Origin of the sequence: Nocardia arseniciresistens, from assembly GCF_046764875.1 — a bacterium.
In the GTDB taxonomy this organism is placed as follows: Bacteria; Actinomycetota; Actinomycetes; order Mycobacteriales; family Mycobacteriaceae; genus Nocardia; species Nocardia arseniciresistens.
Genome location: NZ_JBKORD010000020.1, coordinates 121,596 through 133,502 on the forward strand (window position 1 = coordinate 121,596; position 11,907 = coordinate 133,502).

8 protein-coding genes and 1 pseudogene are annotated in these 11,907 nt (G+C 65.6%); 5 read left to right on the plus strand and 4 right to left on the minus strand.

The genetic code is table 11. The features are described 5' to 3' along the window. Positions 1-141 precede the first annotated feature (141 nt). Positions 142-978, plus strand: a complete 837-nt coding sequence (locus ACLMAJ_RS31820; RefSeq protein ID WP_412017571.1) for a class II glutamine amidotransferase — start codon at positions 142-144, stop codon at positions 976-978. Positions 979-1,336: 358 nt separating this feature from the next. Here the strand turns inward: ACLMAJ_RS31820 and ACLMAJ_RS31825 are convergent, their stop codons facing one another. Beyond that, positions 1,337-1,972 (minus strand): TetR/AcrR family transcriptional regulator, encoded by a 636-nt coding sequence (locus tag ACLMAJ_RS31825; RefSeq protein ID WP_412017572.1) that lies wholly within the window; start codon positions 1,970-1,972, stop codon positions 1,337-1,339. Between the two features lie 89 nt (positions 1,973-2,061). Between ACLMAJ_RS31825 and ACLMAJ_RS31830 the strand changes: the two genes are divergently transcribed. Next, positions 2,062-3,492, plus strand: a complete 1,431-nt coding sequence (locus tag ACLMAJ_RS31830) for a DHA2 family efflux MFS transporter permease subunit (protein WP_412017573.1) — start codon at positions 2,062-2,064, stop codon at positions 3,490-3,492. Between the two features lie 211 nt (positions 3,493-3,703). On the opposite strand, the gene ACLMAJ_RS31835 is transcribed toward ACLMAJ_RS31830, so the two are convergent. Both ACLMAJ_RS31835 and ACLMAJ_RS31840 read right to left on the minus strand, forming a co-directional pair. Further along, complete coding sequence (locus ACLMAJ_RS31835) at positions 3,704-4,117, minus strand: hypothetical protein (RefSeq protein ID WP_412017574.1); 414 nt, start codon at positions 4,115-4,117, stop codon at positions 3,704-3,706. Further along, positions 4,114-5,667, minus strand: coding sequence for an FAD-dependent oxidoreductase (locus tag ACLMAJ_RS31840; protein ID WP_412017575.1), 1,554 nt, complete (start codon positions 5,665-5,667; stop codon positions 4,114-4,116). The genes ACLMAJ_RS31835 and ACLMAJ_RS31840 overlap by 4 nt, the downstream gene beginning before the upstream one ends. 279 nt (positions 5,668-5,946) lie before the next feature. Between ACLMAJ_RS31840 and ACLMAJ_RS31845 the strand changes: the two genes are divergently transcribed. The 3 genes from ACLMAJ_RS31845 to ACLMAJ_RS31855 all read left to right on the plus strand — a co-directional run bounded on the left by ACLMAJ_RS31845 (position 5,947) and on the right by ACLMAJ_RS31855 (position 11,257). After that, complete coding sequence (locus ACLMAJ_RS31845) at positions 5,947-6,603, plus strand: hypothetical protein (protein WP_412017576.1); 657 nt, start codon at positions 5,947-5,949, stop codon at positions 6,601-6,603. Positions 6,604-6,802: 199 nt separating this feature from the next. Then, entirely contained in the window at positions 6,803-7,498 is a 696-nt protein-coding gene (locus tag ACLMAJ_RS31850; RefSeq protein WP_412017577.1) for a class I SAM-dependent methyltransferase, read from the plus strand. A 489-nt stretch (positions 7,499-7,987) separates the two neighbouring features. After that, the gene (locus ACLMAJ_RS31855; protein ID WP_412017578.1) at positions 7,988-11,257 is read left to right on the plus strand and encodes a protein kinase domain-containing protein; all 3,270 of its coding nucleotides are present in this window, start codon (positions 7,988-7,990) and stop codon (positions 11,255-11,257) included. Positions 11,258-11,450: 193 nt separating this feature from the next. Here ACLMAJ_RS31855 and ACLMAJ_RS38050 read toward each other — a convergent pair. Continuing rightward, positions 11,451-11,597 (minus strand): annotated as a pseudogene (locus ACLMAJ_RS38050) (IS30 family transposase); the annotation flags it as partial. Between the last annotated feature and the right edge of the window lie 310 nt (positions 11,598-11,907).

Genomic DNA, 11,907 nt, shown 5'->3' on the forward strand with positions numbered 1-11,907 from the left:
GGTCACCATGTCTCGCACGAGTCAGGCAGATAGGGCCCTGGCTCGATCAGAGCCAAGGGTCAATGCAGGGCCGTTCGGCGTGCGGATGGCGCGCTCCCGGTTTGCTGGCGCAACCAGTGATGGTGCTGCTTCAATGGATATATGTGTAGGTGGATGGCCTACTCCGGTGAGCCGATCCTTGCCGAGGATCTGCTGTTCCGTCCAGCACATTCGCTGATCGTCCAGAGTCTGCATTCCCATCTCGGGGCGACGACTACGAATGGCGATGGTTTCGGTGTCGGCTGGTACGGCGAGGGCAGCGAACCGGCGGTATACAAGAGCGTCGAACCAGCCTGGAACGATCGGAACCTTCGCGAGATCACCGGTCAGATGCGAACGCCGCTGTTGTTCGCGCATGTGCGGGCCTCGACCGGCACACCGGTGCAGCGCAGCAACTGCCACCCGTTCCGGCACGGGCATTGGTTGTGGATGCACAACGGTCTCCTCCACGGCTTTCAAGAGATCAAGCGCGACCTGCTGATGGCTGTCGACCCGCCTCTGTTCCCCGACATCGAAGGTTCGACGGACTCGGAAGCCTTGTTCTTCCTCGCGCTGACGTTCGGTCTCGAAAACGATCCCTTCAGCGGTGTTGCCCGTGCGGTCGGCTTCGTCGAAGATGTCGGCCGTACGTACGGGATCGACCACCCCGTACAGATGACTGTCGCGACCAGCGACGGCGAATCCTTCTGGATCTTCCGCTACTCCAGCGAGGGGCGGACGAGGTCGCTGTTCTACTCCAGCGAGATCTCGAAGCTGCGTGCTCTCCATCCCGAAGTGCGGGTTCTGCGCCACCTGGGCGAGCAGACCCGTTTCGTGGTCTCCGAGCCGCTGCTTCGCGACCTGGCAGGTGCGTGGAACGAAGTGCCGGAATCATCGGCGAGGCTGGTCCGAGCCGGCGCTGACGAAATCCGGCCCTTCCAGCCGATTTCGCCGACCTGAGTTCGAAGAGCGCCGATTGTGGAACGCGGTGAGTGCGCCGAAGTACCGCGTGAGTGCCGCCCGGGGCGCAACACCGCTTCGGGCAACGGCGGGGCTCTCCCGCACGCCACCGTCGTTTATTTCGAGCATCGACGCACCTTCCGGCCGAGGTTGCCGCGTATGTCGAGCGGTTCGCCGACCAGTTCGACGAGGACGGTCGAAACCGGTGGTTCCACAAATCGTCGAATGTTCTTGCCGCGCTACCGAAATCGGTGCATCCAGGTGCGCTCGCGGCAATGATTCTGTCAACCGGCAACACATGGAAATGCCGCTGAGCGCGCGGTAGGTCCCAGAACCGGACCCTACCGGTCCGAATCGACTAGCGCTCGGGCCCGGCATCCTCGGCAAGCCGCCGCGTGAGCCGGCGTAGCTGGGTGCGGTAGTAGTCCTCGAATTCTGGTGTGCCGGGACGCACTCCGGTCGATGCGAGGATGGCATCGGGAAGTACGGCGGGGGCCATCACGAGGGCTGTCAAGGCGATTCGAACGAAGGCGGGGTCGAGCTCCGCGGCGATCTCGCCGCGCTCCCCCGCCCTGCTCAGATTGGCCAAGTCGGTTTCGGCGGTCTCGTCGGTTCCAGGATCGCCGCCGGTCAGGCCTTGCCACGCCATCAGACGGGCCGCGCGGGGATCGGCGAGCCCGGCACGTAAATAGCGATCGGCCACCTCTTCCAATGGGAGCGCCGGATCGGCGAAGATGGCCTCACTCTCCTGCCAGCTGCGCTGAATCTCGCGGTAGAGATTCTCTTTTCCACCGAAGTAGTAGGCGATCAGCTGCTTGTTGACACCCGCCCGGTCGGCGATGTCCTGGATGCGCGTGCGATCGAACCCTTTCTCGGAGAACTCGTCCAACGCCGCGCTCAGCAGTGCCTGCCGCGAGCGTTCGGCATCGCGTATGCGCTCCGCGGAGGCCGGGGAGCGGCGTTGGCGGCGATCGGATGCGTGGCCGGACGTCATGCAGTGATGGTACCGCACCGGTCATCCCGAAGGATGTTTTAATCATCCCACGGGTTGACACAATCGCCTTCCGGGATGACACTTCCGGGATGACAGTCTCCGACCTCAGCGACGGCGTTACCGAACAACCGGGGCTCACGCCGCAGGCACGCAAAGCGGTGGTGGTCGTGCTGATCGGCGCGATACTCGCCTTCCTGGACGCCACCGTCGTCAATGTCGCCCTGAAATCGCTGTCCACCACGTTGGACAGTTCGCTCGACACCATCCAATGGGTGGTGACCGTCTACATGCTCGCCCAGGCGGCGATCCTGCCGCTCAGCGGTTGGGCCGTGCGGCGGATGGGTGCCAAACGGCTCTACGTCGTTTCCATGCTGCTGTTCGTTGTCGCCTCGATCGGCTGCGGCCTTGCCGGCAATGTCGGTGAGCTCATCGGTGCCCGGGTATTCCAAGGGATCGGTGGCGGTCTCATGGTCCCCGCAGGACAGATGATCCTGATGACCGCCGCGGGCCCCCGGGGGCTCGCGAGAGTGATGGCGGCCGTGGGGATCCCGATGGTGCTGACCCCCGTGGTAGGCCCGACGATCGGCGGTCTCCTGCTGGAGAATGCCGGCTGGCAGTGGATCTTCCTGATCAACGCGCCACTCGGATTGCTCGGGCTCGTGCTCGCCGTGCGGCTGTTGTCCGCCGACAAAAAGACCGAATCCGCCGGGCCGCTCGATGTTTTCGGTCTGGCACTCGCCTCGCTTGCGATGACCGGCCTCACCTACGCCCTGACCGAGGTCGGCTCGCGGGGGGTTTCGTCGCTCCAGGTTCTGATTCCGTTGTCGGCCGGAATCGTGATGATCGCCGCATTCGTGGTGCGCTCGCTGCGGGTGGTGAACCCGGTGCTCGATATCCGGCTCTACCGGAACGCGCTGTTCAGTTCGGCCTCGGTCGCCACTTTCGTTTTCGGTGCGGCCACCTTCGGTGCGATGGTGTTGCTGCCCTTGTATTTTCAGCTCGTCCGTCACCAAGACGCCGCACACACCGGGATGTTGCTTGCGCCGCAGGGTATCGGCGCGGCGGTGGCGATGGCCGTTTCGGGCCGCATCTTCGACCGAATCGGTAGCCGGATCTGCGTGCTCGGCAGTGTTGTCAGTGTCGTCGCCACGCTGCCGTTCATGCTGATCACCGCCGGTACCTCTTACTGGCTGCTCGGGGCGGCCATGGTGGTGCGCGGCGCGGGAATCGGACTGGCCGTGATGCCCGCGATGACAGTCGCACTGCAAACCCTGCGGCCGGATCAGTTCAGTGATGCCACACCGCAACTCAACATCATGCAGCGGATCGGTGGCTCCATCGGCACCGCGGTATTCGTGGCCGTCCTCGGTAATTACCTGCGCGATAACGGAGTTCAACGTGGCGACCAGGCCTCCGCATTCGGCACGACATTCGCCTGGGTGCTCGCCGCCGCGGTTGTGGCAACCGTGCCGACTGTCGCGATGGCGGTGCTGGAGCGTCGATCGAAACCCACCCCCTAGTTCGGTTCAGCCCGAGGAGACTGGATGGCCCCGGTGGGTCGCGCGGGGATCGAAGGCGTAGACCTCCAGTGAAATCCGGTGCAGGAGAAGCTTTTCGAGAGTACGGCCTACACGCATCGGACGATGGTGTTTGTCGACGATCGCAAGGTCGAGCCGACCGGTCCGAACGCCCACCGGTTGCTACTCCGCCCGCCGTCTTTCATCAGTTCGGTCAGTGGGCGGGTGTGCTGTCGTGAGGTGTGGGGTAGTAGCGACGGATGTCGTCAGGGGTGGCGGTGACGGAGTAGTTGAACACGAACCGGCAGTACGGTTGCAGGGTGTGGGCGGCGTTGACGATGGTCTCGAACAGCAGGGTGTTGGAGGCGACGAGCCGGACTCCGGCACCGATGAGGACCGCGTCGTAGGATTTGGCCGCCAGCGCGCGGCGGGCGGTCTCGGCCCCAGCGGTTCCGAACTCGATCAGGCAGTTGTCGACTTCGTATCCGGCGGAGCGCAGTGCAGCGACGTTATCGTCGTTGGCGCGGCGCAGGACTTCCTTGGTCAGCCCGGGGAATTGGATGAAGTCGGGCGACGTGTAGTCGATGGCATCGGGGTGCAGCCCGATCTGGATGGCGGTGACGGTCATGGTGATCCCTTCCGTGGTGGTCGCGTTGATGGAGGGTCATGCGGTGTCGGGGCGTGCGAGCCGGTCCACCGTTGCCACACCTGCCGCAGAGCCCGGCTGTGGGTAGAGGGTCCGGCCCAGGCGATGTAGCCGTCGGGGCGGACCAACAGCGCCGGACCGCGGTCGGTCCGCTCGGCCTGCGGTAGATCGATGTCGACGGGTGGAGCACCGTGCTCGCGGATGAGGACGAATCCCGGTGTGCGTTGCAGCACGGTGAGACGATCGCCGGTCAGGGGTGTTTCGGTGGCGAGAGTGCCGACCAGTCGGTGCTCGTCGCGGCGGCGGGGGTAACGCAGCGTGGTTCCAGCGAAGCTGCCCGCGATCGTGTTCGCGATGGGCCCGAATCCGAGGGCGATGCGGGCGATGCGGTCGCGTAACCAGCGGGCTGGGCGCGGGTGCAGGGTGACACCGCGCATCATCGCCCCGCTCTGCAGCAGCACTCGTTCGCCGATGGGGTGGCGCTCGGTGTGGTAGGTGTCGAGCACTCGGTCGTCGGCGCCGCCGAGGACGGCATCGAGTTTCCAGGCCAGGTTAGCGGCATCCTGGATGCCGGTGTTCATGCCTTGCCCGCCCATCGGGGAGTGCACATGCGCGGCGTCTCCGGCAAAAAATACGCGCCCACACCGGTATTGGCGGATTTGTCGTTCGTCGCAGTGGAACCGGGAGTGCCAGCTGATTTCGGCGACTCCGACATCGCGGCCCATCGCGCGGTTGAGGACATCCCGTATCTCGGCGGGTTCGACGGGTGCGGTGTCGGGGAGTTGGTGGTGGCGGTCCCAGGTCATCGACCTGTACCAACCGGCGGCGGGCCCCGTGCCGTAGGGGACGAGGAATCCGAAGCAGTCTCTGGTGCTGGCGAGAGTCAGCCCGCCGCCGGTCGGTCCGGCGGTGAGGCGCACGTCGGCCAGCACCACCGACGACAGCACCGATTTGCCGGGAAACTCGATGCCCAGTAAGCCGCGGACGCTGCTGTGCGCGCCGTCTGCGGCCACCAAATACCTTGCTCGCCAGCGTGTTTCGCCATCACGAAAAGAAGCGTCTTTGGGGCGAGTAGTGACGGTGACGCCGTCGGTGTCCTGGTCGAGCGCGACGACCTCGACGCCGCGGTGGATCACGGCGCCATGTTGCTCGGCGTAGCGGGCCAGGGCCTGGTCGACATTGGTTTGCGGAATGATCAACCCGTACCGGTACCGCGACCGCAATCGGGTCAAATCGACTGTGACACCGGCGAACAGGTGCACCGCGGGTGTGGTGGCCCCGAGGGCGAGCAGATCGTCGGCCAGCTCGCGCGCGTCGAGGACTTCGAGGGTGCGGGCCATGGTCGCGAAGGCACGGCTGGCCGGGTTGATCTGCGGCCACCGCTCGAGCACGACGACCGACCGGCCCGCCCGCGCCAGATCCCCGGCAGCGGTCATGCCTGTGGGGCCGCCGCCGACCACGATCACATCAACGCTGTCATGGAAGGCGACCGCGGTCGGCGATTCGCTAGCGAGGTCGTCGTCGCGCACCATCAGGGCTTCCTCCTTTTCGGTGCCAGGTGTTCGGTCGCACTACTTGTCCTTTTACCTTCGCGCAACGACGTGATCGAATCCAACGCTGATTCGTTCTAATGACCAGCCGTGCAGACCGGCTTCACTGCCGCCCGAGTCCGACGGCTCGGTTGATGATGCGAATGATCGCGATGTCCGCCCAGCCCAGCACGCCCAGCCGCCCCGGCCCCGCGAATGACCGCGATAGTTGTCGCCGGGCGGTTGAATAGACAGAGATACTCGTCCGACAGGGAGGTTCCGATGACTGTTTCCGCCCGCGCACTGCTCGACGGGATCCAGGCGGAGCTGGGCCCGCACGACGACGACAACCGCTTGATCCCGCTGATCACGGCGGGTAAGGCGCCGCTGGCGGTCTTCGCGGCGATCGCGGCGGAGGAGCAGCGCATCACCAGCAGCGACTGGCGCAGCTTCCACGCCATAGCGGCGCGGGCGGAGGAACCGCACGCCAGAGTCTTCTTCGGCGGGCTCCCACCGGGCGAACGGCAGGCGAACGGCATGCTGGACGCGCTGGTGGCCGCGGCGGGACCCGACCAAGGTATGGAGCTGCCGAGGGCGGGTTGCCAGGCGTATCCGGCCTATGTCGCCTGGTTGGCGATGCACGCCGAACCCTCCGCCGCCGCAGCGGGTATCTACTCGAATTTCACCGCATGGGGCCGCTACTGCAAGGCCGTAGCCGAAGCGATGCGCACCCACTACGACTTCGACGACCTTGCGTGCGCGTTCTTCGACTTCTTCGCCGCCGAAGTCCCCGAGATCGAACAGCGAGCCCTCGCCGCCATCCAAGCCGGACTCGACACCGGGCGGCTGAAGCCGAACGAGGCGCATTTATACGCCAGGCTCTTCCAGAATTACGAGCTCATGTTCTGGAACACCCTGGCCGACGAGTTCTCGACCTAGCCCGACGCCGCTTCTTGGTGCGGGTGGGCGGCCCCTGGATATAGCTACTTCTCGGGCAAGTTTTCCTCAACCACCTGTACTCGGGAATGCCAACCCGACGGCTCTGACACCGTGGCCGTCACCTCAGTGCGCAACGTTCCGGCAACCCCGATGTAGAAGATAGCCCAGCGGCTGACCCCCGAGGCCTAGCATGGCAACTATGACAACTCCTTCCTCTGACGCGGTATTCGAATCCGCCTATCGCGGCGAGGCGGTCGAGATAGGGCTGGGTATCCGGCCGCCGTGGAGTATCGGCGAACCGCAGCCCGAGATCGCCGCGCTCGGCGAAGCAGGCAAGTTCCACGGCGACATCCTCGACGCCGGCTGCGGTGAGGCCGCGGTGTCGCTCGATCTCGCCGAGCGGGGCTTCACCACCGTCGGCCTTGACCAATCGCCGACTGCGATCAAGCTCGCTCGTGACGAGGCCGCCAAGCGCGGCCTGATCAACGCCAGCTTCGAGGTCGCCGACATCAGCGCGTTCACCGGCTACGACGGCCGTTTCGGCACCATCATCGACAGCACCCTGTTCCACTCGATCCCGGTCGAACTGCGTGAGGGCTACCAACAGTCGATCGTGCGCGCTGCGGCACCCGGCGCGTCCTACTTCGTGCTGGTGTTCGACAGAACCACCGTGCCCGTAGGCCCGATCAACCCTGTCACCGCTGAAGAGTTGCGCGAGGTAGTGGGGAGGTACTGGGCAATCGACGAGATCCGGCCGGCCCGCATCCACGCCAATATCCCCGAGAACTTCGAGAACTTCGAGGGCTTCCAGGACTTCGTCGGCACCGATATTCGGGACGAGAGCAACGGCCGCAAGTCGATACCAGCCTGGCTACTGTCAGCGCACTTGGCCTGAAAGTTCTGCTGGTCGGATGGACCGTCCCGCCTGCGGCCACCCTCGGATGCCTGCTGTCGAGTTCGCGCGCTCTTCTCGGTCGGTTTTGAGTTCACCGGTACGTTCCGACATTGCCATCGCAGCTGGTGCCCGCGTGAAAGGACAGACCGAGATGCGGTGGCTCGTAGACACGGCCGCGATCATCAGGGCACCTCAGTAGCACTCATCAGGTCGCCGGTTTCGCCGTCGTACGTCGTAGACGTCCGCCAGTCCTCACGGAGGGTTCGCTCGAGTATTTTGCCGGTCGGGGTGCGCGGCATGTCGTCGACGACCTCCACGTACCGCGGCACCGACGCACGCGGCAGCCGGGATCGAGCGAAGCCGAGCAAATCCTCGGCGGCGCAACGGATGATCAGGGAACCTGCCTATGGTTTGTCCCCAGTGAACCAGCTATTTTGCCGTGTCCGATATCGGATCGGGGGTTAGCCTTGGTCTATGGTACGGCGCTCGATGCGGGGCGTTGAGCGCAGGACGGACGAAGATCCTGGGGCTACACAACCCGATGTCCGGCCACCGATACCCGCAGAGCTGGCCCGGCTGGGATTCGCCGCCGCGGCCGAGGTCGGCCGCGGCGGGTTCGGTGTCGTCTACCGGTGCGCGCAACCGTCCCTGGACCGCGTCATCGCGATCAAAGTCCTCACTGGCGACGCCGACGACGAGGACCGGGCGCGGTTCCTGCGTGAGCAGCAAGCGATGGGCCGGGTCAGCGGCCACCCCAACATCGTCGACGTCTACCAGGCAGGCACCACTACCAGCGACCGCCTGTTCATCGTCATGCCGTTCTACCCCACATCCCTGGACACCCGCCTGCGCACCGGCGGACCCATCACCGTCTCCGAAGCCATGCACATCGGCGTCCGCCTCGCCGGTGCGCTGCAGACCGCGCACGAGGCCGGGATCGTGCACCGCGACGTCAAACCCGGCAACGTGCTGCTGTCCGAATTCGGTGAACCCCTGCTCACCGACTTCGGTATCGCCCGCATCCCCGGCGGCTTCCACACCACCTCCGGGGTGCTCACCGGCACCCCCGCCTTCACCGCCCCCGAACTGATCAACGGGTCACCACCCAGCGTCGCCTCCGACGTCTATGCACTGGCCGCGACCCTGTTTTGCCTCATCACCGGTCACGCCGCCTTCGAACGCCACACCGGCGAACGCCTGGTCACCCAATTCGTGCGCATCACCTCCACGTCCCTGCCCGACCTCCACGAAAACGGCATACCCGACATCGTGTCCGCTGCCATCGAACACGCCATGGCCCACGACCCCGACCTGCGACCTGCCACCGCCGCAGAATTCGGCGACCTCCTCCGCGCCGCTGAAAAAGCGCTCGACCTACCCGTCGACGAAATGGCGTTGGTGACACACTCACCCCGCCGAACCGACCGGCCACCGGCACCCAAGACAGCCGCTGCATTGCATCCCAACACCCTGCCCCCGGATCTGACCAGTTTCGTCGGCCGCCGCCACGATGTGGCCGCCGTACGGCAACTGCTGTCCACCACCCGGCTGGTGACATTGACCGGAATGGGCGGGGTAGGCAAGACCCGGCTCGGCTTCCGCGTCGCCGGCCAGGTCAAACGCGCCTTCCCCGACGGTGTGTGCCTGGTCGAGCTCGCCTCGCTGAAGGACCCCGCCCTACTACCGCACACCGTGCTCGACGCCCTCGCCATCCGCAACCAATCCGCCCGGCCACCACTGACCGTCCTGTGCGACCACCTACAGCCCAAGCACACACTGCTCGTCCTGGACAACTGCGAACACCTCATCGACGCCGTCGCCGACCTGACCGACCACATCCTGCGCGCCGCACCACAGGTCCGGATCCTGGCGACCAGCAGACAACCACTCAGGGGCTCCGGCGAATACGTCTACCGGGTCTCGCCCCTGCCCGTCCCCCACTCCGACGCCGGCGCCCGGCCCGGCACAGCCATCCAGTACCCGTCGGTCTTGCTACTGGCCGAACGCACCGCCGCCGTCGCCCCCGGATTCACCCTCACCCCCGGCAACGAAGCCACCGTTATCCGTCTCTCCCAGCGCCTGGAAGGCATCCCCCTCGCCATCGAACTCGCCGCAGTGAAACTGCGGGTACTTACCGTCGACGACCTCATCAGACGCCTCGACGACCGATTCCACCTCCTCCAGCAGGGCAACCGCGACCTCCCTCGACGACACCGCACCCTGCAAGCACTCATCGACTGGAGCTACGACCTGTGCAGCCCAGCCGAAAAGACACTCTGGGCCCGCGCATCCGTCTTCGCCGGCAGTTTCACCACCGACGCCCTCGAAGCGGTATGCACCGACGACACATTGCCCGCATACGACGTCCTCGACAGCGTCGCCGGACTGCTCGACAAATCGATCTTCCTCCGCGAAGAAAACGCAGAACACGCCCGCTTCCGGATGCTGGAAACCCTGTGCACCTACGGACAGGCGCGGCTCACCGAATACGGAGACGACCCCGCGCTGGCACAGCGGTACCGTGACTGGTACCTGCAGCTCATCGAAATCGTCGACGTGGAGTGGGTGGGCCCGCGACAACAGGAATTGGCGAGCGTGCTGCAACTCGAACACCCGAATCTGCGACAGGCGCTCGAATACTGCGTGTCCCACCTCGACAAGGCACACACCGGCCTGCGCATGGCCGCTGTCCCATGGCTCTGGATGGCCATGGGACAGCTCACCGAGGGCCAGCTCTGGCTCGAGCGGGCGCTGGCACTCGACACCGAACCCACCCGCGAACGTGCCTGGGCCCTGGCGACCATCTCCTACAACTCAACCCATCTGGGAGACGCCCAGGCCGCCACGGCACTGCTCGCCGAGGCCCGCGACATCGCCGCCCGGCTCGGCGACCCCGCCGTCACCGCCTACGTCACCCACTCCCGCGCCCTACTCCAATTCCTGGACGCCGACCTGGCAAGCGCGATCCCTCTGTACGCAAAGGCACTCGAGCTCTACGCCGAGTCCGACGTGCCGATCGGCTACCCGAATCTGCTGCTGATCGATCTGGCATTGGCTCTTGTCCTCCTAGGCCAGGACGATCGGGCCGCCGCGGTCGTCGACGACCTGTTCGAACGCTGCCACGCCGCTGGCGAACGCTGGCAACTGTCCTACGCCCTGTGGATACGTGGCCTCCTGGAGCTGATTCACGGCGAACTCGACCGGGCCGAAACCGACCTCCGCGAAGCGATCGAAATCAAACGGGCCTTCCACGACACCCTCGGCCTGGCGCACGCATTCGAGACACTCGCCTGGACAGCGGCGGCCGAGGGCGACGCCGAGCGAGCAGCCACCCTGTTCGGCGGGGCCAGCATGCTGTGGCACACCATCGGCCCCCTGCTCCACGGCTCGGTGCACCTGCTCGCGCACCGTGACCGGTTCGAGAAGATGGCACGAAAAGCGATCGGGAACACCGAATTCGAGGCGGCAGTCCGGCGTGGGAGCACACTGACGACCGAGGAAACAATCGCGCTGGCCCTGCGGGAACAACCGCAACCGGCACCCGAAGCCCCCCGTCCCGCGCCGACACTGACCCGCCGCGAACGCGAGGTCGCCGACCTGGTGGCCCAGGGCATGTCGAACAAGGAGATCGCGGCAACACTGGTCATCTCACGCCGGACTGCCGAACACCACGTCGAAAAGGTCCTCACGAAACTCGGCTTCGTGAACCGGGCCCAGATCGCAAGGTGGGTTGCCGAGCAACAGGCCGAACGGACCTGAGTAGCACCCTCGCAGGGCTCCCGGTGTCTTGCGGAGGGCAACGCATTGGGATGACGTGGTGGCCGAACTCGGTTACGAACGTACATCTTCGTCGGCACGATCTATGGCATACGGGATCGACATGGTTCGCGGATGCAGGCGTACCCCTGTATCGACTGCAGAAACGCGGGTCACGCCGATCCCGGATCACGCCCCAGGTCAACGACCGCATCAAATGCGGTGGAAGCCGAGTAACGGTGCGCTGCAAGGCCTCTCGCGTCTGCTCGGAGCTTCGGCCGTCGGGCAGGTCGACGAGCATGGCGTAGCGGGTCGAGCGTTCGACAAGGGTGCCGATCGCCGAACCCGGCAGACCACCACACGCAGTGCCGCTTCGCCCCAATGCTTCTCGGCGGCCTGTCCGTAAAAGCCGACGGCGGCAGCGTACTCGCCGCAAGCTTCGGCCGCCCGGCCCGCTCGAAGTGCGCGCTCGGCTGCATCGATGAGCTCCGATTCACGGTCGTGTTCGGCCCGCTGGACGGGATCGGTGTTGATCTCAGCGACCCTCGCCTCCAACCGTTCCATGAACTGCCGGATCCCGGCCGCCGACTGCTCTGTCCGATCCACCCTCGGTCGCATGGCGGCCTGTCAGGACCCCTGCGTTCATTCGGTAC